Raw genomic sequence first — 24,778 nt, forward strand, 5'->3', positions numbered from 1 at the left:
AATTTCTATGTGGAAAGTGGCAGAATTTGGAAAATTAGTTGGAGTTTCGTCTTCTACCTTGCGGCGTTGGGAAAGTGAAGGCAAGTTAGTCCCCAATAGGACACTAGGCAACCAACGTCTTTATACAGACAGTCACCTTAGTATCGCGCGAAATCTGAAAACAGGTAAAACACCAAACCGAGTTATCGTCTACTGCCGGGTCTCATGCGCTGGACAAAAACCAGAGTTACTTCGCCAGACACAGGCTATGGAACAATTTTGCTTGGCGCAAGGTGTGTCCATCACTGACTCGATTCAAGAGATTGGGGGAGGACTGAACTTCAATCGTCCCAAATTCCTGCAAATCATACAATGGGCAATACAGGGCGAAGTCAAGATGCTATACGTGGCTCACAAAGATCGACTGTGCCGATTTGGATTTGAATTGGTCGAGCAAATTCTACAGTGGAATGGCGGAACGATTATCGTCGCCAACGCCGAAACCCTTTCACCGCAGGAAGAATTGACTCAAGATTTACTGTCGATCATCGACGGCTTTTCTTCCCGCCTCTACGGATTACGGAAATATCAAGCAAAAGTTAAGAATATTGTAGAGGATATAGATCCTTGTTCAGAGTCCCATATACCTCATCAAGTAAAAAAGTCAAAGTAAGTTTAACTATGTTTGCCGTCAAACGATCGCTAAAATTGAATAACAACGAAGCGACTGTGAGGGCAAAACACTAAGCATGGAGGCAGGTTGTGTTTAATTTCGGGTTCTTGCGAACCCTGATTTATAGTGAGGGCAAGCTTTCGGACTCGAAGGCGATCAACGAAGTCAAAAAAGTTCTCACCAAAAAACTGGGTCTGAAGCCCCGTCGTTCTACGACGGCTTTTTATTGATTTTCCAGTTTCCTAATCAACCCTCTCAGTACGTCTGATTGAGAGCGCATTGTCTTTGTACAGTAACGGGCAAGAATTTCAGCTTCTTGAGAACTGATGCGTATATGCAATCTCTTATCTTTTTCCATAACTTCCACGATGTGTACTCAGTTTATGTGTACAATATAGCAAGGAGGTAAAAACAATGCAACGCTGGAACTACAAGTTAAAACCGAACAAAGAGCAAGCCGCGCTCATGGCCCAATGGCTTATAACACTGCGTAAGCACCGTAATTATTGTCTGAGAGAACGCTGAGCGCGGCTGGGAGACTAACAACAGAAATGTTGAAACGCCTCGGAGCTATGCTTTTGGGTCTTATTGCGAAATAGACACCCGTTTAGAAGTTGGTGCTGTGTGTCCTCTTAGTTGTCCGGTTGTCAAGCATGGCGTTATGTCTGCAACATTAACCAAGACCAGTAAAAAGCTAGGTCTGTGTTGGGATAGCGCTGGGGGTATTCAAAGTAAGAGAACTACTGAGTTAAGAAAAGAAAACGAGTGGTACAGCCGTATTGATTCAGATGTGTTGCAGCGAAACCTGGCTAAACTAGATACTGCGTTTGCAGGTTTTTGGAGTCATAAAAGAGGCTTTCCGGCTTACCGAAAAGCCTCAAATTTCAAGACCTTCGAGTACAAACCGGGGCGTTGCAAGTTTGAAAACAACCGAGTTTATCTTCCTGGTATTGGTTGGATGAAATACTTCAATAGCAGAAGTTTTCCATTCAATGTAGAAATCCGAACTGTAACCGTCAAGCAAAAAGGGACATATTGGTACATCAGTGTACTGCTTGACGACGGAGTGAGACTGCCAGAACTTATCGAACCTAAGTCAGTTGTTGGGATCGATGTAGGAATAAACAAGCTTGTGTCCCTTTCAGATGGTAGCTTTATTGAGAATATAGCTGTTGCAACAAACTATAGAACAGCTCGACGATTAGCGATAAGAAATCGTGCTGCCAGTCGCAAGCAAAAAGGCTCTAGCAACAGGAAAAAAGCACAGATCAAGCTGTCTCAAACCCAACACAAGCTAACCCAAAAAAGAGACGGATATAACTGGAAAGCTGCCGATAAGATAGTTAAAACGGCTGATGCTGTAGCGCAAGAAAACCTAAAAATAACCAACATGGTTAAACGCGCCAAACAATCGCACGATGGAAAAGGAGGTTATAGGAAGAATGGTGCTGCTGCCAAGAGTGGACTTAATAAAAGAATCCTAGATTGTGCTTGGGGGGATATTTTTGGAAAAATAGCGTGGCTAGCTGCGAAGTCTGGCAAGCCTGTATTTGCAGTTAACCCCCGACACACTTCTCAAGAGTGTCCTAAATGTGGACATACAGAGAAAGGCAACCGAGACGGAGAAAAGTTCGTGTGTCGCGCCTGTGGTTATGCTGAACACGCTGATACAGGAGCCTCTAGGAAAATAGCCAAGAAAAGCGGTTTATCATTTCCGCGTAATCAAAAAAGACTACCTGCGGACTGCGGGAAAGTAACGCCTTTGGAAATATCAATCCCTAAGTGGGTTGAGCCTAGGAACCTTAATTTATCGGTTAACTCGCAGTTATCTAATGTAGAAAGCGGTTATCCAGAAAAAAGGATATCCGGATTAATTTCCGGAGAATCCCCGCTGCTTTAGCACGGGGAGTGTCAACAACTACCTCAAGAAGCAACCTGAATTCGCTTAGATAAATCGGTTGTCTAGCCGAGTCTACCAAAATGCTTTGATTGACTTGAAAGATGCGTTTACTCGATGTTCTAAAACAAGCTCAAATTGTGGGAATAAAAAAGATATGCCACTGGGCGTTCGGACTTATTATTGTCCTGGTTGTGGTAGATATATCGATCGCAATTGTTGGAATGCAAGCGTTAATATTTTGAACTCTTAACCCTCGGCAGCCAGGGGGATAGCCGACTCCCTCCACTACGTTGGGCCCAATAGCGTAGGAAGTAAACTCGGATTATCTAAAGATAGCTTTAGATAAGTTTAGATAATTTGTCCGAAGCAACAAAGCCATAAGTAGCGTCCCAAGTCTGCAAACCTTCGAGAAGGGCATTGCGGACTAAAGCTTCTGGTTCCCGACTCAGCATCAGGCGAAAGCACTCGGCAGCGCGGGAACGGGCGATCCTCTGCGAGGGCTTCGCTAACGAACTTTTGACAGAGCTCACAGGGCCAAACCCACCCTGATTCACCAAATCGGTCATTTGCCGCACTGCAATCAAACGCTTCACGGGGTCAGCATCAGTCAAATCCGCCAAGATGCGATCGAGCACCACTTCATCTTTTGCGGCCCCCAGACTCAACCCTTGCCGCAGCAACAGTCCTGCAATCGCGATCGTGCCCAAATTCTGCAAAATTAGGCTCAAAGCCATCCAGTGGCTGCTTGAGTCCGCCCAAATCGCCAAACTCATGTAAGCGCCCAAGGTAGCAATGCCGCCGGTGCCGACGGCTAAAACGAAGCGGCGGTTCGGGCCTTCCCAAAATTGCTCGCCTTTTGCTCGCAGCAATTGCCAGTCCCACGACTGCCCTCGGTAAACCAGCATCATCGCTGCTATCCCCAGGCCTGTGGAAAACAGTAACTGACTGTTCCACCACCCCCAAACTGCTGCCAGGGTGACAACTGCCAGCCAACCTTTCGATCGAGTCAAACTCTCTAGCAGCCACTTGAGAAACGCAGTAGAAACCACAGGCGATCGGGCCCACTCGCTCTTGCCATCTACCCTCCGGCGCATTGTTTCGGCAGTCCGGCCTGTGGCTGTTGGGGTTCCCGGCGGGCGATCGTCGGAACTAAATTTCCTCAAAGCTTGGCCATCCGTCATTTCTACAGACAGGTCGCTCAAGGGGAGATTACCGAGTTCCAAAGTGCGATCGGACACTTTCACAGGCGATCTATTCAGCTTGGTTGTAGTTTTTTTAACTTGATTCATACTGACTTTTTTGAAAAATAACTTAAAGTTATCGAGGCTTTTTTAGCAGTGATTTAGATTCTCGGCAAACAAGAGTCTAAGACTCTATGATACCCGAAATTCAAACCCGTGGCCAGTACCGCAACTGCGCCAAATTCCGAGAAATCCTTACCAAAGATAGAGCTATTGAAGATTGTTGAGAAAAGCACCACAGGTTAACAGGGAATATTTCTGAATCACTCTTGAGGCCCTTGGGCGATCGGAGTTGGCATGATGGCAAAAACTCGAAATTTTTTAATTTCCGAAAATAGGGGAATTTTGAGTGATTCAATTCGTCCGCCAAGAAATGCACGACGAAAATTTAGCCTTTTGCCCGGTGGCTGGGGATGTCGCTGCTACCCCGGTGTCAGATGAGGCTGGGTTCAGCTTGACCGCTAGCTGGACGAACCGCCGCCTCTGGGCGAGCCGACAATCCAGACAGTATGGGTTGATAATTAATAGCAGAAGCATTCCTAAACTGCTAAGATTTTGGAATTAATGGGAGTTGAGTTAATTAAACCGGGTTCTGCTAAAAAGGAGTCCCTGATGCTCATGGGCAGGGGTTAAATGGCGGGAGCATCTCAAGTCGGGTAAATTAACCCTCCTTCTTGTAGAGGCACGTTCACGCCCGATCGGCAACATCAGCCAGATATCGGCGCAAAACAGCCCCGACACCTGCATATTATGGTCGCTAAACCGGACTAGATAGCAGGAAAGCCATCATCCGCGTTCCAACCCGTAAAGCAGCAGGGCAAACAAGCAACCGCGCGATCGGGTTCGGCAAGTGCGGAGGCTGGAACAAACAGCGGCTTTTGACCAAACTCAGACAGAACTGCTGCCCCAAAGTGTGTCTGCGGAGGTTAGGCTAGTGAAGAGACGAAAAGAATAGTTACGATCGAGACTTGATTAGTCTACCTTGTAATTTATTGCTCAGTTGTCAAGCCCAACAGTTTTGCATTCTCGCGATGAGCGAGACTCTTGGCACTTTCAACAAGTGGGGAACTCGACCGTCAAAGAACTTGGGTTTGATGGTAAAGCCCTTAGTAATATGTAAACACCTTATCGATAACTCGCCGGAACAATCTTGCAAGAAAACCCATGTCTAGTATGCACAACCAATTCACGGTTCACTTCTGGGGCGTTAGAGGTAGCATAGCGTCTCCCGGAGCAGAAACAGTACGTTACGGGGGCAACACGCCCTGTGTAGAAATGCGAGTGGGTGACAGTCGCCTAATTTTCGATGGCGGTACTGGATTGCGGGTTTTGGGACAAACTCTCCTGTCCCAGATGCCCGTAAAAGCTCATATGTTTTTTACTCACTCTCACTGGGATCACATTCAAGGATTCCCATTTTTTGTCCCAGCTTTTATTCCTGGGAACTGCTTTCACATCTATGGGGCTATTGCTCCTAATAAGGCTACTATCCAGCAGCGCCTCCACGACCAGATGCTGCACCCCAATTTTCCGGTCCCCCTGCAAATTATGGGGGCAGACCTGAAATTTAACGATATAGAAGTGGGCAAACCGCTGGAAATCGGAGAGATTAAGGTGGAAACTGCTTTGCTCAACCATCCGGGCGAAGCTATAGGCTACCGCGTAAACTGGCGGGGGTATTCGGCTGCTTACGTGACTGATACCGAACATTTTCCCGATCGTTTAGACGACAATGTGCTGTATTTAGCTCAGGATGCTGATGTGCTGATCTACGACGCTACTTATACCGATGAGGAGTATTATGCCCCGAAGAGCAGCAAGGTCGGCTGGGGACATTCGACTTGGCAGGAAGCGGTGAAGGTGGCAAAGGCTGCTAATGTCAAAAAGTTGGTGATTTTTCACCACGACCCGCTGCACAATGACGAGTTTTTAGACAGGGTGGGAGAAGAAGTGGCTCAAAGGTTCCCGAATAGTTTGATGGCGCGGGAAGGTTTGTCGTTACAATTGCTGCCTCCTGATAACGATTTGTCTGAAGCGTCGGTGCAAGCGCCTCAAGTGTCTGTCTGATGGATTTGAGATTGTCAGATGGTTCTGAAATCTCGATCTGTGAAATCTGACATTTAAGCGAGGGCTGACAATCAAGCATCCAGGATACCCGCCACGTGATTCATCCGTCCAGAAATAAAAAACCTGTATCCGATAAAGGAGCCCCCGAATTTATCCGTGGGGTGAATGCTTCAATCGAAAATCGAAAATCGAAAATCGATTGACAATCAAGCATCCAGGATACCCGCCACGTGATTCATTCCAACGCGCAAACTCAGGACCGGTGAAATAAAAAACCTGTATCCGATGAAACTTGCCGAACGTATTTATCTCGCGCAAGTCAATGCTTCCATTCTTTAATCTAAAATCTAAAATCGATTGACCTCACTCAAAGACGGATACAAGCCCCGACTCCTGTCGTGGAAAACCCAAAAGTTTAGACCATAGTTCAAGCTTCCAGATTTATCTGTGGAGTCAATTCTAAAATCTAACATCTAACATCTAATATCGACTGGCGATCGCAATCTGGCTAAGTGTGTCAAAATTTTAAGCGTGTGGGTAACTTCTTCTTGTAGCGCTGCTCTGACTCCAACTTCTGTTGCCTTGGGAAACTTTGATGGTTTGCACCTAGGGCATCGACAAGTCGTGCAGCCAATTTTAAATCGATCGCCTGGGCAAAATTCTGCGACGGTTATTGCGTCGGGGCAAAACTTGCTCTCCAACGCTGGCAGAGATCAAAATTTGGAAACAGAACATCTGGCGACCTGCGACAATGACTCAGCAGCACCGCCCGATCGAGCCTGCAGCAGCCATAATTTCGATGGTTTGATAGGGCAGACAAGGGCAGAGGGCAACAGCCTCTCTGGGATCGATTCTGATGGGGTCGATCGGCTTTACGGCACTGTGGTGACATTCGATCCCCACCCGCAAGAATTCTTTACGGGTCAACCGAAAAAACTGCTGACACCTCTGGCAGAAAAGGTAGAATTGCTCGCAGCAATGGGCGTCGAGCAACTTGTGCTGCTGCCGTTCGATCGAGAACTTGCGGCTTTGACTGCTTCTGAGTTTGTCGAGGAAATTTTGGTGCGACAACTAAAAGCGAGTCGAATTAGTGTGGGGGTTGATTTTCGGTTTGGACGGGGACGCGCTGGGACGGCTGTGGATTTGCAGTCGATCGCCTCTGGTTACGGTATTGATGTTGCTCTTGTACCCCTGCACAATTGCGGTGAGGGCGATCGGATCAGCAGTTCTGCAATCCGCGAAGGTCTGGCATCCGGCGACCTCACAAGAGCGAATCAGTTGCTGGGGCGACCTTACAGTTTAGTCGGGACTGTGGTTGGGGGACAGCGGCTGGGTAGGACGATCGGATTTCCTACTGCTAATATCGAACTGCCGCCGGAAAAATTTTTGCCACGTTTTGGCGTGTACGCGGTGCGAGTCTCGGTGAAGCAGGGAGGGGAAAAGATGAAAGAGGAAAGTTCTTCCTATCAGCGGGAAAATCCCAACTCTCTAATTCCCGGCACAGCATCAAATTTATCTTTTGTCAATGGGGTGATGAATGTTGGTTGCCGCCCGACAGTAGACGGCCTGCAACCCACTGTGGAAGTTCACCTGTTAGATTGGTCTGGGGATTTGTACGGTCAAACCTTGAGCGCGAGTTTGGTAGAGTTTTTGCGACCCGAACAAAAATTCGCGTCTCTGGAAGCTCTCAAAACTCAAATTCAGGCAGATTGTGATATTGCTAGAAGCGTATTATAGCCTTGGGCATAGGGCATAGGGCATAGGGCATAGGGCATAGGGCATAGGGCATAGGGCATAGGACTCGTCCCCATACCTCACCACGCTTGAGAACCGCTATAGCTGCTAAAGTCTAATAATTATGCGATCTAGAACGGGCGATCGGTTTTAAAAATGGTGCAAGATGAGTCAGACTAAATTCTACTTGTACAAATCCGAAGTCCGCAAGGCAAAGACTCAAGAATTTGGCAATCTTGATATCTTTTCAACAATTAGCAACTAGCAATTAGCAATTAGTAATTAGAAATCAGGGATATGAGACAACATATTGAGCGGCTCAAACAAAATCTAGGCAAAACTATGGTCGGCAAAGCGGATGCTATTCGCTTGGTGCTGGTAGCCGTGCTTTCGGGCGGGCACGCGCTGCTGGAAGACGTGCCGGGTGTGGGAAAAACGCTGCTGGCGAAGTCTTTGGCGCGATCGATCGATGGGAAGTTTCAGCGGATTCAGTGCACTCCCGATTTGTTACCGACGGATATCACGGGTACTAATATTTGGAATCCGCGCAGCGGAGAGTTTGAGTTTTTGCCCGGGCCAGTTTTTGCTAATGTTTTGCTTGCCGATGAAATCAATCGGGCGACGCCGCGAACTCAGTCAGCTTTGCTGGAAGTGATGGAAGAAAAGCAGGTGACAGTAGATGGAGTTTCTCGAAATGTTCCGACGCCGTTTTTTGTGATTGCGACTCAGAACCCGATCGAATATCAAGGCACTTTTCCGCTACCGGAAGCGCAGATGGATCGGTTTACTTTGTCTTTGACTTTGGGCTATCCCGCTGCGTTGGAAGAGTTGCAAATGTTGGAACGGCTTTCTGATAGTTTTGCTGTTGAAGATTTGCAGCCTTGTATTTCTTTGGAAGAAGTGCAGGAATTGCGTCGTTTGTGCGCTGCTGTGAAGGTGGAAGGCTCTTTGAAACAGTATATTGTAGATTTGGTGCGATCGACGCGGGAAGATGAGGAGATTACTCTGGGGGTGAGTCCCCGGGGTGCGGTGGCTTTGCACCGGGCGTTGCAGGCTTTGGCGTTTATGGAGGGCCGGGATTATGGGACTCCTGATGATGTGAAATATTTGGCACCGCACGTACTTTCTCACAGGTTGATTCCGGCGGGCGGAAGGAGGGCTAAGACGATTGTTGACAAGTTGTTGCGATCAGTTCCTATTCCTTAAAAAGTTTGTAAGTAGGTTGCTTTAATTAAAGGAACAGGCAAGATGTCTGTTCCACAAACAATTACAGCTTAATTAAAGGAACAGGCTTTCCGGCCTGTTCCACAAACAATTACAGCTTAATTAAAGGAACAGGCTTTCCGGCCTGTTCCACAAACAATAAAGAATTACAGCTTAATTCAAGAAACAGGCTTTCCGGCCTGTTCCACAAACAATTACAGCTTAATTCAAGGAACAGGCTTTCCGGCCTGTTCCACAAACAATTAATTTTCCTGTGGGGAGTAGGGGTTGGGCATCCTGCCCACCCTTGAAAGACTTATTAATAATGGTGCAAAATGTCAGTTAATCCATAGGTTTTGCACCATTCTCAAGCACTCTCAAACAGCGCCACTAATTTCTTTGCCTCTAAATCGACATTGTGTTGTTGAGCAACTCTCTCTGCTCCTGTTTTTCCCATTTGTTCTAGCTTTTCTAGAGGTGCTTCCAATACCGCGCGCATCGCTACGGCTAATGCTTCTGCGGAACCGGGAGGAACTAACCAACCGCAAACACCGGGTTCTACGAGTTCCGGGATGCCAGCAACATAGGTGCTAATTACGGGCCGATTGAGAGCGAGGGCTTCCATAATTACAACGGGCAAACCTTCAGCAAAACTAGGCAATACCATTGCCCGTGAAGCTAAAATCTCTTGCTGAACTCGATCGCCACTGGCCCAGCCGGTAATTTCTATATGGTTTTGCAGGTCGAGTTGCAAAATCTGCTGTTCAATATCCGATCGCAGCGGCCCGTCTCCTACGAGTACCAACTTAAACTCTAAGCCTTGAACTGCTAGCAAGTTAGCAGCTTCTAGCAATAACAAATGACCTTTTTGTTCGCTGAGTCTGCCAATGCAAGCTAAGCGGGGTGCTGGAGGTATGGGGACGTAGGGTGCAGCTAAAAATGCAGCATCTACGCCGCAGTGTATGACGTGAATTTTTGACCAAAAAGTGCGATCGCACCACCTAAAAAGCTGACTTTTACCGAAGGAACTAACTGCTGCTACAAAGGTCGAGCGTTTAATTTTTTCGTCTAAGGAAAGAAGTGTGGCTTTATCAAATTCTTCAGGGCCGTGAACGGTGAAACTGTAAGTCGGGCCGCCCAGCACGCGGCACAGCATTGCGACTGTTGTGGAATTTGTCCCGAAGTGAGCGTGAACGTGTGTTGTACCGGATTCTGCAAACCAATTTAAAAGAATGCAAGCTTCTGCTAAATAAGCTAGATGCAGCAAAATCCCCCGTTCCGAGTGCCAGCCAACTTTGAACATTAACCGCACAGCTTCGATGAATCGAATGGGTCTAGTTGCGGCAACGCGCAGCAAAGCCCACGCTAACCCCTGTACGCCAACTCCTAAGATTACTTTAGTCAATTCTTGCTCTAGTTTGTCGGCCTCATCAACGAGTTCTGACTCGCAGGATCGGATGGAAAAGCGTGCGACTTTCATGCCGCAATTTTCAACGGCTAGCACTTCTCGGCGGACAAAGCTGTGGCTGACTTTGGGATAGAGGTTGACTAGATAAGCGATGTTCATGAACAGGCTGGAAAGGCTTTGAAATTTATTGAGTTTATTTTAGCATGGGGATATGGCGAGCGCACAGTACCGTAGGTTGACACTATCGCAATTGATGGGATGGGGATTGGGAAAGGGCGATCGTATTCTCAAATTTACCATCAATACGATCGCTCCTATTTCTAAGGCAAATTTGAACAAGTCTTGCGATACCCCTCTCCCGGTAAATACTGCTTCCATTCTTCTTTCGTAAAATTACGAGTTAAGCGTTGGCATACTTCATCTGTGAGCTTGTTTTGAGGTAAGCTAACTAATTTTATTATGTTATTTTCTGTTCCAGTTGCATCAGCAACAGCCAGAAGTTTGCGATCTTTACTAAAAGTTATACTATTTATATTATCCTCCTTCTTCTCAGAGACTATCTCTTTAAATCTTTCTTCACTGAGAATATAGTCTATAATAAACATTGCCTTACGGTCATGCTGCTTAATCTGCTTCATAAAGTCTTGTGTAGAAAAAGTAGCGGGTTTAGATAGTATTATTTCTCTATTGTTACTATTTTCTTTCACTATAATTTTGCGATTGTCAATACACCGAGCAGAATATTTTTCAGCCTTCCAAGTAGAGCGAGATTTGCATGATTCTTCAAAAGATAAGTTATCGTCCCAAAAGGATGATATCTCATTCCCACTTTGAGTTTCATGGAGTTGTGTTCTATAACCACTAATACCTCCCACATTTAAAGATATAAATAAATATTTGAAGTCATTACTAAATAAAACTGCATATACCACTGTTGTAGCAGGCGATGAATTACTTGCTAAACCAAAAGTTTTGATTTTTTTATGGCTATTTACATCCCATATGTCGGCAGATACACCTGCATTAGTCTGACCAATTGCCACTAAATATTTTCCATCATCACTAAAATTGAGGGATAGAATATCATCTTGAGTTCTCAAAGATAATATCCATCTATTCGCAGGTTCCCATTGTTTTACTGTTCCATTCCTATACTCAATATTTAAAAATTTACCATCAGACGAATAAGTTACTTTTTGTATTTCATCTTTGTCAGTAAACCGGGCTACTTCCGACCCGGTTTCAACATCCCAAACTTGTGAAACAAATACTGATGACTCACTATAAGCTGATTTATCAAGCTGGGAAGTGCCGAACAAATACTTTCCTTCTGGACAAAAGACTATTTTCCCAATATTACCATTTTGCCAATTAATAGTTTTTATTTTTTTCGTGAGTGGTTCTAACAGTCTAATTTGACTAGAATCGGTAACTGCCAAGTATTTATCGCCTGGACTAAAAGCAATTTTATTTAATTGAGTAGGAGACTTTATTTCCCATATTCTTTTTCGGTTATTTGCATCCCAAAGTTCAATTTTATTGTCATGATTTACTGTAGCTATGTACTTGCTATTATAGCTAAATGCTATATTCTTAAAAATATACTCTCCACCTAGCGTAACATTTTCTGTCTCAGCTTTAGTATGATTAGTCATATCTGATAAAACTTCAGAATATCCACCATATTTACTATATCCTGTAGCGAGATAGTGATCGTTGTGGCTGAATTCATAACTTACATGGTTAACATAACCAAAAGGTTGAAAAGGATAAATCTCCTCATATTTTTTTTGACTATTGTTCCATGCTTTTAACATAAAATGATAGTTTTCAAGTGTAGTAACTTGATACTTCTTAGTTTTACTAAATCCGATATCATCATTCTTGGGAGATGTATTAGTTATATTTTGTATATTTTGTGGCAATAAAGTTAATCCATGCCACAAATTTTGAGTTGTTTCTAGAGATTCATGAATTCTGACAGCTTCCATAGCCAACAGCATACTTGTTTGAAACTCAGCAGGCTGTTTTCTTAGGTCTTCTGCTTGTTTCACTAGATTCTGACTGAGAGAGACTCGGCTTTTAAAATACAATGTTGTTCCTAATAGACCGAATATAGAAAACAATAAAATACGCATACTACGTGAATATTTTTCGCACTGTAGACTTAAATTTAGGAAATCTTCAGCCACCTTTGAAAGCTGTATATCTTCTTTTTTGATAAAATCTGCTGCTTCTTTTAATTTCTTACCTGACAGCAAATAACTTCTATTTTTACCTACTAATAGTGAAAAATAATGAATAAAAGGATCGATAAATTTATGTGGCTTAGAATGACTGAGTTGATGAGGATTATTTTTATCTTGCTCTCGCCACGTTTGAGCAGCATCTTCAATATTTTGTCGGATCAGCAATGCTTCTCTATTTTCGTGAAGCCAACTGTATAACCGTGGCCAATAGCGAATTAATGCTTCATGGGCAATGTCTACCACAGGAATTTTTTTATTTTCTGTTTCTAGATGGCTCGTTACGATTAGCTTAGCATCTGCTAAACGTTTGATAACCTGTTCTAACAATTCTTTAGCTTCTGGTGATTTATCAGTCAGTAAATCTTCTTTACGAACCTGCCTACGTGTATCATCACCTTCAACATTTAAGCGTGTCAGCGCCACAAAAATCCACTTGGCAACCTGCTGCGTAGCCAGCCCCTGCTGATTTGGTAACCGATTTTTGTCTTCATCTTGTAATAAGGAGTCATATATTTCATCTGCGTGTTGTTCCAGTGCTCCTGCTACTCCTCCTAATTTGGTTAAATCCGAGTTAATTAACCGCTTTTTCTGAGACTGTTGCCAAAGTTTATCTAAGGTGAACTGCAACAAGGGCAAATAACCCGGTGAATTCTCTACCTGTTTAATTAAACTTGTTACCAATTCAGTTTCAACTTCTATTTCAACTTTTTTGGCTGGTTCTATAATAGCTTCCCGTAATTCTACATCGGTCATCTGCTCAACTCTAAACAGATTCTGCTTCTGCGAAATTTTCCTGCCTATTTTTTCATATTCTGGTTGGTGAAATCTGCCTTCAAAATCTGAACGCATCACCAGCACCAGGCATAGTTTATGCCCTAAACCCTCTACAGCTTTCAATAAGCAGTTAAAAAACTTCTGTCTTTCAGCATCATCTTTGCATTCGGTAAAAATTTCTTCAAACTGGTCTATTACCAACACCACACGACGATCAGCAGATGCCATTTGGTTGACTAAAGCCTCTAGTTGGTCTGCTTCTACTCCAATGACATTTTTGAGGCTTTCCAGTGGATGCTTACCGGGTCGAAATGATGGGTATAGTTTCCAACTGTGACTCCCTACGATTTCCTTACCTAAGTACAACTGATAAAGTAACCCAGCTCTTACTAGGGAAGATTTTCCGCTTCCAGACACTCCCAATACCGCAATAAAATTCCTGTCACGCAACTTTTGTAATAGCTGTTTTGTTAAGTTTGTACGTCCGTAGAAATATTTGTGATCGTCACACGCTTTTAGCTGTTCTGGATTGAAGTCAAAATATTTCAACCCTCTGTAAGGACGAATATTTGCCAGAACACCGTTTTTACCAGTTAAATGAATGATACCAGTTGGATTACTACACCTGTGATGCTGCTGTGGTTTTTCCGCATTCAATTTCTTATCAATAAAGTCTGTTAGCGTGTAATTTGTCACCCAGCCGTCGCTGTTATTCTCAGGGTTAAGACCTGCCAACAATGCTGGTGTCAGCACCCCTCCAATCGCTGTCTCGAACTCCCGCGAGGCGACAATTAAACAACGGTCACGCCCTCTTGTTTCTTTCCCTAAATTAGTCTCTGTAAAATTGAATAACTCCCCACTATGACAGCAATCTAACCAAACAATCTGCTGTTGTACCGGACTATTTTTTAATATCTGATGTAAGTCTTTTAGGGAAAACAGACCGCTCTCCCTGCAATTATCATCATGACAACTGGTGACTAGAAAGCCTTCGGTTTGTCCATTTTTCTGCCTTCTCGAGCCATGACCTGCAAAAAACAACAGTGCTGTTTCTGGAATTATGACACTTTCGGGTTGAAAAAGCCGGGTAATTGCCGTCTTCAGTTCTGGGAGGGTAACAAATAAATCTTGTGAAACTTCCCTCTCATCATAAATTGGCAACCGATGTACCTCAAAGCTGCCGTATTCCTCTAAAAGTTGGGCAATCTTCTCCGCATCCTGTGCTGCTGTAGGGAGATAGCCTTCAAATGGATATTCATTGATGCCAATTACCAAGGCTTGTCGCTTCGTCATGTTCACCCACTCATGCAGTAGTGTCTTTTCTGACTATACACAAGCAAATTAGTTTCTTCCGGATTTAATGTTTTTCTTTGTGTAGACTACATTACAGCGATTTTGACTTGCTGTATATACTGGTAATATCCACAAAATATTTTTATGACTGCATCCATTGACACCACTTTACTAGCGTTGTTGATAGCTCTGAGCAACTTAGATCAACCCCTGAGTCCAACTGAACAAGCTGCCCTAAATAAGGTAGGTAAACAGTTAGATGCTAATCCTAAAGCTTGGGATACCATCGAAAAAGGATTGAGGAAGGTGGTTGAGGCGAATGATTCTTTAAATCAGCAATATCAAGTGGCAATAGCTTTAGTAGAAGCCGTAGATGGTAAAATACCCTCTGGACTACTACCCACTGAAGCTGAACTAGAACAGATATTAACAGTTGGGAATAAACTGGAAAAACGTGCTGGTAAACCCAAGCCAGTTCAAGACTCTCAAAGTAACGAAATTCTCAACATGAGTACCGAAGTTCTGAAAACTTTGAACCCCGTAGAAGCCAGCAAAAAATTGCCTTTGGAAAAACTCAAAGATTTCTTTAAAACAACTTTCAATAAATGATAAACCTCGTCTACCCTAACTTATTTCTGTTTCTTTATGACCTGCGGGAAGGATTGGGTGAAGATGCCCAATCCTTAACAGCCAATCAGAAAAATTTTGCGGCTAAATTACCGACAAATATTCGTTCATCCCTGTTTAACGGAGATTCTGTTTTTGAATCGGAATACCTGGAACTGCTGACAAATAGGTGTGAGGGTTTTACTGACGGCGACAAACCATTTGAAGGCTATTATTTACCCGTCCGCTTGAACGATACCTATGGATTACTTTTGGGTTGTTCTTTTAAGGAAGATAGGACTCCTCACCCAGCCAGTTGTCTTGCCCAATTTCAAGCTAAAATCAAGGAAAAGCTAAATAATCAGGAGCCAAATATCGGGCAAACCTGGCTGATTGTAACTGAGATGGACAACCCAAACATTAGTCCAGAAGAAGTTGCTAAAAAATGCTGTCAATCCTTAAATATTGGCTTGAAATGGGAACGAGATTTCCCAGGTAAAGGGTCTTTTCTGGGAGGGAGTATATTTGAGCTTTCACGGTACCAACTGCTGATGCAGGAGTCAACACAGGATTCTACACCACGCACTATTCAACAACTACAAGAGAATATCCATCTCATCATTGCCGTAATGCCGAGCAGTGATGCTGCCAAAACAGTTTGGGAAGATTTTAACACTAAACTGCTGCCCTTATTTTGCTATCGCCATAAAGTTTTCTGGGCTTATGCTCAAAGTCGCTATCTGAAACAACAACTAAAAAAAGATTTCAGAGATATTAACCAACTCGTAGGAAACATCTACAGTCAAAATCTCAAAAAACTCCGCAAAACCGTTGTTGATGCCCAAAATCTATTACCTAAGTATACCACAAAATTACATTATCTAGATGCTCAAATTCGCACTATTGAAATTAACGCCATCAACTATAGTAGACGGATCGGTACTATTGGCGATCGCCTAAATCAAATCCCAACCCCAAACTTACAAAACACGATCGCTCAAATCCTCCCCTGCGATCTAAAATTCCTGGAAAAATTCAGCGAAGATGTAGAGAAAAAATACCAGTTACAAGTGCAAAAAGACTATGCTTCTTTCAGTCTAGGCTCACAATTACTGCAAGACTTAATCAACTCAAGTCGGGCAATTACAGAGATAGAACAAGCTGAGCGCGATCGCACTTTCCAAAACACTGTTGGGATTATTGGTGCTGGACTAGCAGTGGGCTCCATCGTCGCCTCAATCGAAATACCGACTGAGCCAAATGACAACTTCTTAAATCCCCCGCTCGATTTGGCGCTTTCTACTCTACATATTCCATGCGCTTGGTTGCCTTTTGCCATTAAGATTACCTTTAGCTTGAGTGCCGCACTCGCCGCTGGGTTATTTACTGCTATACTAATTTGGTTAGGACAGCTTTGGCGGAAAAAGTAACAACAAATCAAACAGCTACCAATTGATTTAGCTGCGATTCACACTGTTGAAAGATGTAATTAACAGCACCAAAAAGTTGATCTAGTTCCTGAATGCTGTAAAAATTGATATTTCTGGTAAAAACATTTCCTTCTAGCTTGCCAAATTGCCAGGTTTTGCCATTAGACACAATACCCAAAATAATAACTTGAAGTTCATCGTTAAGTCGCTGGGCTGCAATCATTTCTGCTATACACTGCGCCCAGCCTTCTTCAAATTTATCTTGCTTAGCTTCAACTAAAAGCAAATACGGTTTGTCAAACACAACTTTGCCGAGAGGAGAACGTTTTGCCAAAATATACTCAGGAAAACCTGACAACTTAGTGTCATAGTTGAGAGCTTCATGGCTCCACAAAACAAATTTACTGCGATAGCACTTCCAAACTTCTTTTAGCACGGGATAAATCAAATTTTCGCAAACTGCAAATTCTGAGTTATCGACTACTCCTTCCATCATCATGATTTGCAAGTCTTCGCGAAAGTAGTCAGGGACAGTGAAAGCAATTTCAATCACAAAATTAGCTTCAGTATAAATTGTCTGAAATTCTTTGATAACTGCCCCGATCGTTTTATAATTGCTAAAAGCCATATTTACCTCACTGTGTTTGAGTTAAGTAAGTGGGTACTAACAAATATAACATGGGGAGAGCGCTGGTTTTGCAGCCGTAACTGGCTATTTGGGTAAATTTTGCAACATTTATCCTTTACGTAGCTCTACACCTACCCAAAATGACAGCAATAAGGTAAAGTAAACGGCACAAGAGTCTAGAACTCTCCAACGACCGCAACTCGGCAAACCCGCCCCTGACCAGCAAAACTGGTCGGTACAGGCGGCATTAACCGCAAACCGTCAACCCCTAACAACCGAGAAAAATGCAAACCTACTACTACGTTTTAGCCAGCCAACGCTTTTTGCTAGAAGAAGAAGCCCTAGATGAAGTGTTTAAAGAAAGAACTCGCAACTACAACGAACAAGAAAAACAAATAGACTTCTGGCTAGTCAAACAGCCCGCTTTCCTAGAAGCACCGACAATGGCAGAAGTTAAAGCAAAATGCCCTCAGCCAGCCGCCGCTATTATTTCTACCGATCCAGTCTTCATCACCTGGTTGAAACTGCGATTAGAATATGTACTGACAGGTGAATTTCAAGCACCATCACCAACTATTCCCGATGCCCTTGCATCCCTACAGACAGCATGAATAAAATAGCCAAATATCCGACCAAACAACTAACAACAATTAGGGGTAAACTGTACAAGTTTATTTTGTCTCTACCCCTATTTTCTGCTACTTCGATCGCCCTTTTTGCCTTAACAATTTTATCGAATTCTGTTAAAGCTGAGTCGAGCTGTCAACCGCCCCAGTCCGATGAATATCTACTGTTAATTGTCACCCCAACACCCGAACAGCAAGAAAGAGCAAAACGCTCATTCCCCGGAAATACTAACAACACCGTTTGTCGGTATATCAATGACACGGTGACGCGAGTTGGTGGCTTTCGCGACTCGCAAATCGCCAGCGATTGGGTTAAATACATCGAAGATGTTGTCGGATTGCAAGCTTACGTAGTACGATCGCCCGCTGCGGCACTACCCCAAAATTTGCCAGTCTACAACCCTCAGCCAGCACCAGCTTCTGAACCAATCACCAATCCTTCAACCGGCAATCTTGCCTTCAATCCCCAACCCCTGGGCCCTGGTTATGCAGTGTTAGTAGATTACTTCAACCAACCGGAATTAGCCGCCCAAGTCAGGCAAGCATTCGGCACGCAAGTAGGCTTAGCTTCCTATGGCCAGCGTCCCTTTTTATTCGTCGCTTATACAACGGATCAAAACGCCGCTACTGATGCCGTAAAAGCATTGAGCGATCGAGGTTTTTGGCCGATGTTAGTAGACAGCCGCCGAGTTACCGTAATTGCTCCCGCTGTTCGCTAAAAGATAACCTACCCCCACGATCGTTCGGATCTTGAAATCGCTACTAAGCTGAGGCGCATCTAAATTTTACAGTCAACTTTGATGAAATTATTGTGGGGAGTAGGGGTTGGGCGTCTCGCCCGCCCGAAAAATACAACGCAAGATGCGGAACAGCTTAAACAAACAAAGTCCGCCCACGCGGATTAATAACAATTATTGTTGTTGTTCGGACTCTAGCGGGCTGCTTCCTAGCTGACTTTCTGCCCGCTTTTTTGCTTCCATTGCCGCTCCGTAATCCGGTTTGTAGCGAATTGCTTTGTCATAGGAGGCGATCGCATCTTCGTATCTTTTTACCGCCATAAGTGCATTGCCGCGGCTGTACCAGGCTTCCGAGTAGTCAGGCTTGACATAGACAGCTTCATTGTAAGAGACTAGCGCATCTTCGTACCGCTTTAAATTGGACTGAGCATTTCCTCTATTGTACCACGCTTGATATTCTTTCGGGTTTAAATCTAAGGCTCTGTTATAACACTCAATTGCTTGTTCATACTTGCGTAATTCGTGGTAGGCCCAGCCTAAATTATACCACGCTTGATAATAATCCGGTTTTAATTTTACAGCTTTTTCGTAAGCTTCTACCGCTTCTTCATGCCTCCGCATTTTCAGCAAAGCGATGCCTTTACTGTACCACCCTTGATAAAACTTGGGCTGAAATCGCACGGCTTTTTCGTAGGCTTCAAAAGCTTCTTGGTTTTTGTTAACTTCTAGGAAGACATTGCCTAAATTGTACCAAGCTTCATAATTATCGAATTTGATTTCAACTGCTTTTTGATATGATTCAACGGCTCGATCGTACTGTTTTAATTTTTGGTGAGCTTGTCCCCGATTGTACCAGGCACGGTACAAATTGGGCTGAAATTTTACAGCTTTTTCGTAGGAAGTGATCGCCTCTTCGTACCGCTGCGAGTCTAACAGAACATCGCCTCTACCTTCCCACGCTGCGGCATAGTCGGGCTGGATTTTCAAAGCGTTATCAAAAGATGTGATCGCCTCTTGAGACTGTTGCAACTTATCCAAAGCATAACCGCGTCCCGTCCAAGCTTCCAAGTATTCCGGCTTTAATTCTATGGCTTTATCATAAGCTGACTGCGATTCTCGATATTTTTTCAATTCGTACAAAGTTTTGGCTTTTTCCTGCCACACTTCCGCGTAGTCAGGCCTGAGATTTATTGCTCGCTCATAAGCGGCCAGAGCTTCTTCAAATCGGCTTAAATTGTAAAGAGTATTACCTCGGTTGTACAGGTCAGTTGCATTGGCCGCATTAAAAGTATTTACACCATAAATAGATGCTATAATACTGATGCCAATTAAACTGGCGAGCGACAATATTTTTAAATACAGTTTTTTTCGGGATTTTACCTGCTTATTCGCAGCAGCAACCGGAGGCAATACAGGAACTGTACCGCTGAAAGAATTTTTCAATTCTTTAATAGCTTGCAGCGTTTCGCTGGCACTAGAATAACGTTGCCTAAAATCGTACTTTACCATCTTATCTAAAATCTTCGCAAATTCAGGACTGACGGATGTTTTGTCCTGCCAAATAATTTCCTCTGTATCGGGGTTCCTTGGCATTTGGTGAGGATTTATGCCAGTGAGGAACTGAATTGCGATCGCACCTGCGGCATAGATATCGCTGCTGAGTTTCGGGTTGCCGTGAGCTTGTTCGCTGGGCATATAACCGGGAGTACCGATGCTGACACTCAAGCTATTCTTGGGCTGAGGATTGGTGATTTGAGTAGTAATTTCTTTGACTGCGCCGAAGTCAATTAAAACTAATTTTCCGTCTTTATCTCTGCGGAGGATATTGCGGGGATTGACATCGCGGTGAATCACATTTTGTTGGTGTACAAAGTCTAAAATTTCGAGAAGTTCCTGCAATATACAAATGACTGCATCTTCCTGCATGACTCCTGCTGTTCCTCCTTGGTAAGGGGAACCCGCCCCAGTCGCCCTTTGGTAAGAGGAACCCCCCCCAGCCCCCCCTTGGTAAGGGGGGGAGCCAAGTCCAGCCCCCCCTTGGTAAGGGGGGGTTTGGGGGGGTATAATTTCCTGACTTAAATCGTGGCCTTCTATAAATTCTTGAACTAGATAAAACTCTTGATTCTCTTCAAAAAAAGCAAAAAGTCGGGGAATGCGATCGTGATTTCCCAACTTGTACAAAACTTGTGCTTCCGTATCGAATAAACGTCTTGCTACCTTTAGAGTTTCGGGATCGGTTGCGTGAGGTTTAAGCTGCTTGACGACGCAGAGGTGATTGCCTGGTAGCTGCTTATCTTCAGCTAAATAAGTTTGAGCAAATCCGCCGCCTCCCAAGTGACGGATAATGCTGTAGCGATTGCCGAGTGTTATTCCAAGCATGAGATTTACCTAATATTCCTAGTCTTTTGGAGAATTAGCTTCCAACCAAGCTGTTAAATCTTCGGCATTTGAAAATTCTAACATGACCCCTCGAAAATTTTTAATTGGTCGAACGACAACGGAGGAGTTTGAATTTCCATAAAATAAATTTCCGCGTGAAATCCTTGTGCAGTTCTTCAATCATTAATTGAGTTCCCTCATTTTTTGCTGTATTTTACCAAGCTAGCTTGTCTCATGTCGGCAGGTATAGAATTTGGATTTCAATAATTACAGACCTGCCATTGTGGAATTTTGCTATAACCTCTAACTAACTATCTTTGGTTTTGATGTAAGGCGCGCTGTGCGAACTTTACTGTGACAGTCTGTGGGCTTTTTTTCTTGTTCCCTCCCCTTAGTAAGGGGAGGGTTAGGGTGGGGTTCTAGATTGTGGCCGGCATTGGGATGCTCCCACTCTAACTTAACTTTGAACTGATTTCAAAATCTCGTCATCGACTGAAAAATCTACCTCAGCTTTGTCCCGCCCCGAAACTACATAATCATTCTGAAAAGAATCTTTTAAGCCAGAAAGTAAGTCAAATTCAGGCTGCCAGTTAAGATCGGTGACAGCTTTATTCACTGAAGCGAAAAAGTGCTGCAATCGCATCGGGAAAGCTTTCTTCTTGCCGAAGTCAAATTGTTTCGGATCGTAGTGTACAATCTTAATAGCATCAGGGGATTTGCCTGCCGCTTGAATGCAGGCGCGGGCTAAACCGTCAAAGGTGACAAATCGATCGCCCGAAACGTTGTAAATTTGCCCGATCGCCCTTTCGTTGCCCAAAACCGCCGCCATTGCTTTAGCCAAATCCTGACAGTGCCCCAACTGCGTGAAGTGCATTCCGTTACCGGGAATCGGAATCGGTCGATCGCGCACAATGCGATCGAAAAACCAAGCCTCCAAATCGTTATAATTTTGGGGGCCGTAAATGTAAGTCGGGCGAATCGAAGTCCAAGGCAAACCGGACTCGGCCAAGTAATTTTCGGTTTCGCATTTACCCAAATGCCGGCTTTTAGGATCGGTAGCGTCCCCTTCAATATGAGGCATTTGATCCGACTTCAAATAAACCCCCGCAGAGCTCATGTAAACAAAGTGCTGCACCCGCCCTTTAAATATTTCAGCTAAAGGCTTTGTATCGCTGAGTTCACGGCCGTTGTTGTCAAAAACCGCGTCAAACTCGACCGCCGATAACTTGTCGTGCAATTGTTCAACATTTGTGCGATCGCCCTGAATCTGCTTCACGCCCGCAACCGGTACAGGCTTGTTGCCCCGGTTAAACAACACCACTTCATGCCCTTGTGCTGCTAAAATCTTAGTAAGATAAACCCCGATAAACCGAGTACCGCCCATCATTAAAATTCGCATTATTTTCGATGCTCCTTACAGTTAGTGTAAATATCTTACAATAAAATTATGCCCTAGGGCGTGTTTTCTATCCCCGGATATCCCCTAAATCCCCCTTACAAAGGGTGACTTTGACACTGATTATTTCACCTTTTTAAGGGGGCTGGGATTTTGAATCTCATGAGAAATCACTCAGACTAGATAATTCATCCGTGTATCCGTGTCCTCATCCGTGTAGTGCTTTCCTTCTCCAATAATTTCAATTTGCCTAAAATAGCCCTATGCAAGTTCCCCGGCTGCATCCAGAAACAATCGAAGAAGTCAAACAAAGAGCCGACATAGTAGACGTTATTTCCGGTCGCGTCGTCTTGCGGAAACGCGGGAAAGAATTCGTAGGTTTGTGTCCCTTTCACGACGAAAAATCTCCCAGCTTTACTGTCAGTCCCGGCAAACAAATGTATTATTGTTTCGGCTGCGGTGCAGGCGGCAATGCTTTTAAGTTTCTCATGGAATTGGAGAAACGCCCTTTCAGCGAAGTAGTATTAGAATTAGCTAAAAATTATCAAGTCCCCGTCAAAACAGTCGAACCAGAACACCGACAAGAATTGCAGCGACAAATTTCTCTGCGGGAACAACTCTATGAAATCTCAGCACTAACAGCCAACTTTTACGAACACGCTTTGCGACAAACCCAAGGAGAAGAACCCCTAGCATATCTCAAATCAGAGCGCCAGCTAAGCGAAGAAACTATCCAACAATTTCAATTAGGTTATGCGCCCCAAGGTTGGGAAGCACTTTACAGTTATTTAGTAGAACAGAAAAATTATCCGGCGCAATTAGTAGAACAAGCTGGATTAATTGTACCCCGAAAAAATGGCGGCAGCGGTTATTACGATCGCTTCCGCAATCGCATTATGATTCCCATTCGCGACACCCAAGGCAGAGTCATCGGTTTCGGCGGCAGAGCTCTCGGCGACGAACAGCCGAAATACCTCAATTCTCCCGAAACAGAACTCTTCGACAAAGGCAAAACTTTATTCGCCTTAGATACGGCGAAAACAGCCATTAGCAAAGCCGATCGCGCAGTGGTTGTAGAGGGGTACTTTGATGCGATCGCACTTCAGGCCGCCGGCATCTCCAACGCCGTCGCTTCCCTCGGCACAGCCTTAAGCTTAAACCAAGTGCGGCAGTTATTGCGGTACACGGACTCCAAACAAATTATCCTCAACTTCGACGCCGACAAAGCAGGAACTCAAGCAGCAGAACGCGCGATTGGAGAAATAGAAAAACTCGCTTATCAAGGAGAAGTGCAACTGCGGGTGCTCAACATTCCCGACGGCAAAGATGCCGACGAATATCTCAAAACCTACTCCCCAGAACAATATCGAGAATTGCTCGAAAATGCTCCATTGTGGCTCGACTGGCAACTGCAACAAATGCTCGTCAATCAAGATTTGAAGCAAGCCGATACTTCCCAGCAAGTTACAAAAAAAATAATAAAATTATTAACTAATATCACTGACGACAATCAGCTAGCACATTATTTGCAAAAAAGCGCCGAAATTCTCAGCAAAGGAGATTTTAGACTCACAAAAATGCTCGCGGAAAACTTGCTCAATCAAGTAGTCAGCGATTGGGCAAGGCGGCAGAGTCAAGACGAATCTTTGACAATGCCCCTGTTAATTAGAAACAAGCTGAAGCCGACCAAACAATATAAAAAGCAGCGTGCAAGCGGCGAAAACAAAAGCTCAAAATCTAGCTTATCTGCCGTAGCCCGCAGTCTTTTAGAAGAAGCAGAAGCGCAATTATTGCAGATTTATTTGCACTGTCCCGAATACCGCCAAGATGTCAGAGAAGCAATAGAAGCTAGAGACGTGCAGTTTAGCCTTTCTCACCACAGATTTTTGTGGCACCAGATTGTGAATGCAGAAATCTTGCACAAAATGTCTTTACAAGTAGCGCCTTCAGAGTTAATATTGAAATTGCAAGATAGCTTCATTGAATATCCCAATCAACTAAATCAAATCTCGCATTTATTTCACTTAAATGAGTTCTCAGAAAGAAATGTTTATCGCGCACCTCTAGTAATTAGATCTGCCCTCGCCTGTATCGAGCAAATTATCAGCATGAAGCGCCGCCGAATTGCACTCAATATGTGGGAAAAAGCCAAGGCCGCTAGCAGTGGCGAAGAGGCTATAGAATATCACCAACTATTCTGTGCCGAACAAGAATGGCTCAAGGAATTAGAGCGGCTGCGTCAAGTTAATTTTTACGATTTAACCTCCGTGCCTTGGAGTTAATATCATTTTAGATCGTATCATGTCCGGTGGATCGATCGCGATTTTCGTAGGGGCGGGTTCACCAACCATACCGGCTAATAATTGACAAGCTCAAAAACCCGCCCCGGCCGGGATATTATTGTTAATCGATCGGACATGATATCAGTCCCAGACGCACACTCTATCTGTAGGGT

Annotated in this window: 19 protein-coding genes; 13 read left to right on the plus strand and 6 right to left on the minus strand. The window is 44.2% G+C overall.

The genetic code is table 11. From position 1 onward, the window contains the following. The first annotated feature begins 7 nt into the window (after positions 1 to 7). From QUB16_RS00840 to QUB16_RS00850, 4 genes are all read left to right on the plus strand, one after another. Positions 8 to 652: an IS607 family transposase gene (locus QUB16_RS00840; protein WP_333290285.1), complete on the plus strand. Its 645-nt coding sequence runs from the start codon at positions 8 to 10 to the stop codon at positions 650 to 652. A gap of 414 nt (positions 653 to 1,066) precedes the next feature. Next, positions 1,067 to 1,177 (plus strand): helix-turn-helix domain-containing protein, encoded by a 111-nt coding sequence (locus QUB16_RS33440; protein ID WP_445251082.1) that lies wholly within the window; start codon positions 1,067 to 1,069, stop codon positions 1,175 to 1,177. Between the two features lie 136 nt (positions 1,178 to 1,313). Beyond that, positions 1,314 to 2,552, plus strand: coding sequence for a transposase (locus QUB16_RS00845; protein ID WP_333313342.1), 1,239 nt, complete (start codon positions 1,314 to 1,316; stop codon positions 2,550 to 2,552). Positions 2,553 to 2,646: 94 nt separating this feature from the next. Then, positions 2,647 to 2,802: a zinc ribbon domain-containing protein gene (locus QUB16_RS00850; RefSeq protein WP_333313422.1), complete on the plus strand. Its 156-nt coding sequence runs from the start codon at positions 2,647 to 2,649 to the stop codon at positions 2,800 to 2,802. An 88-nt stretch (positions 2,803 to 2,890) separates the two neighbouring features. On the opposite strand, the gene QUB16_RS00855 is transcribed toward QUB16_RS00850, so the two are convergent. After that, positions 2,891 to 3,841 carry a hypothetical protein gene (locus QUB16_RS00855; RefSeq protein ID WP_333313344.1) on the minus strand — a complete coding sequence of 317 codons (951 nt, stop codon included), beginning with the start codon at positions 3,839 to 3,841 and terminating at the stop codon, positions 2,891 to 2,893. A 301-nt stretch (positions 3,842 to 4,142) separates the two neighbouring features. Here QUB16_RS00855 and QUB16_RS00860 point away from each other — a divergent pair, with 301 nt between their 5' ends. From QUB16_RS00860 to QUB16_RS00875, 4 genes are all read left to right on the plus strand, one after another. Continuing rightward, the gene (locus QUB16_RS00860; RefSeq protein WP_333313345.1) at positions 4,143 to 4,358 is read left to right on the plus strand and encodes a hypothetical protein; all 216 of its coding nucleotides are present in this window, start codon (positions 4,143 to 4,145) and stop codon (positions 4,356 to 4,358) included. Positions 4,359 to 4,957: 599 nt separating this feature from the next. Next, positions 4,958 to 5,860, plus strand: coding sequence for an MBL fold metallo-hydrolase (locus QUB16_RS00865; RefSeq protein ID WP_333313347.1), 903 nt, complete (start codon positions 4,958 to 4,960; stop codon positions 5,858 to 5,860). A gap of 531 nt (positions 5,861 to 6,391) precedes the next feature. Beyond that, a complete protein-coding gene (locus QUB16_RS00870) occupies positions 6,392 to 7,597 on the plus strand; it encodes a bifunctional riboflavin kinase/FAD synthetase (protein WP_333313348.1) in 1,206 nt (401 codons plus the stop codon). Positions 7,598 to 7,891: 294 nt separating this feature from the next. Continuing rightward, a complete protein-coding gene (locus tag QUB16_RS00875) occupies positions 7,892 to 8,800 on the plus strand; it encodes a MoxR family ATPase (RefSeq protein ID WP_333313349.1) in 909 nt (302 codons plus the stop codon). Positions 8,801 to 9,164: 364 nt separating this feature from the next. Here QUB16_RS00875 and QUB16_RS00880 read toward each other — a convergent pair whose 3' ends face one another. Then, on the minus strand, positions 9,165 to 10,364 hold the full coding sequence (locus QUB16_RS00880; RefSeq protein ID WP_333313351.1) for a glycosyltransferase: 1,200 nt from the start codon (positions 10,362 to 10,364) through the stop codon (positions 9,165 to 9,167). 161 nt (positions 10,365 to 10,525) lie between these two features. Next, positions 10,526 to 14,521, minus strand: a complete 3,996-nt coding sequence (locus tag QUB16_RS00885; RefSeq protein ID WP_333313352.1) for an nSTAND1 domain-containing NTPase — start codon at positions 14,519 to 14,521, stop codon at positions 10,526 to 10,528. Positions 14,522 to 14,665: 144 nt separating this feature from the next. On the opposite strand from QUB16_RS00885, the gene QUB16_RS00890 reads away from it, so the two are divergent. Continuing rightward, the gene (locus QUB16_RS00890; RefSeq protein ID WP_333154643.1) at positions 14,666 to 15,130 is read left to right on the plus strand and encodes a hypothetical protein; all 465 of its coding nucleotides are present in this window, start codon (positions 14,666 to 14,668) and stop codon (positions 15,128 to 15,130) included. Beyond that, positions 15,127 to 16,557: a hypothetical protein gene (locus QUB16_RS00895; protein ID WP_333313353.1), complete on the plus strand. Its 1,431-nt coding sequence runs from the start codon at positions 15,127 to 15,129 to the stop codon at positions 16,555 to 16,557. The genes QUB16_RS00890 and QUB16_RS00895 overlap by 4 nt, the downstream gene beginning before the upstream one ends. Before the next feature lie 7 nt (positions 16,558 to 16,564). On the opposite strand, the gene QUB16_RS00900 is transcribed toward QUB16_RS00895, so the two are convergent. Further along, a complete protein-coding gene (locus QUB16_RS00900; protein ID WP_333313355.1) occupies positions 16,565 to 17,185 on the minus strand; it encodes a hypothetical protein in 621 nt (206 codons plus the stop codon). A 284-nt stretch (positions 17,186 to 17,469) separates the two neighbouring features. On the opposite strand from QUB16_RS00900, the gene QUB16_RS00905 reads away from it, so the two are divergent. Together QUB16_RS00905 and QUB16_RS00910 are read left to right on the plus strand one after the other, a co-directional pair. Continuing rightward, a complete protein-coding gene (locus tag QUB16_RS00905; protein WP_172192102.1) occupies positions 17,470 to 17,796 on the plus strand; it encodes an MgPME-cyclase complex family protein in 327 nt (108 codons plus the stop codon). Beyond that, entirely contained in the window at positions 17,793 to 18,530 is a 738-nt protein-coding gene (locus QUB16_RS00910) for a hypothetical protein (protein ID WP_333313357.1), read from the plus strand. The genes QUB16_RS00905 and QUB16_RS00910 overlap by 4 nt, the downstream gene beginning before the upstream one ends. A gap of 192 nt (positions 18,531 to 18,722) precedes the next feature. Here QUB16_RS00910 and QUB16_RS00915 read toward each other — a convergent pair whose 3' ends face one another. Further along, positions 18,723 to 20,927, minus strand: coding sequence for a tetratricopeptide repeat protein (locus QUB16_RS00915; protein ID WP_333313359.1), 2,205 nt, complete (start codon positions 20,925 to 20,927; stop codon positions 18,723 to 18,725). 457 nt (positions 20,928 to 21,384) lie between these two features. Further along, the gene (locus QUB16_RS00920) at positions 21,385 to 22,326 is read right to left on the minus strand and encodes an NAD-dependent epimerase/dehydratase family protein (protein WP_333313361.1); all 942 of its coding nucleotides are present in this window, start codon (positions 22,324 to 22,326) and stop codon (positions 21,385 to 21,387) included. Positions 22,327 to 22,586: 260 nt separating this feature from the next. Here QUB16_RS00920 and dnaG point away from each other — a divergent pair, with 260 nt between their 5' ends. After that, the gene (dnaG, locus tag QUB16_RS00925; protein WP_333313363.1) at positions 22,587 to 24,605 is read left to right on the plus strand and encodes a DNA primase; all 2,019 of its coding nucleotides are present in this window, start codon (positions 22,587 to 22,589) and stop codon (positions 24,603 to 24,605) included. Positions 24,606 to 24,778 lie beyond the last annotated feature (173 nt).

It is taken from the genome of Microcoleus sp. D3_18a_C4, assembly GCF_036702415.1.
In the GTDB taxonomy this organism is placed as follows: domain Bacteria; phylum Cyanobacteriota; class Cyanobacteriia; order Cyanobacteriales; family Microcoleaceae; genus Microcoleus.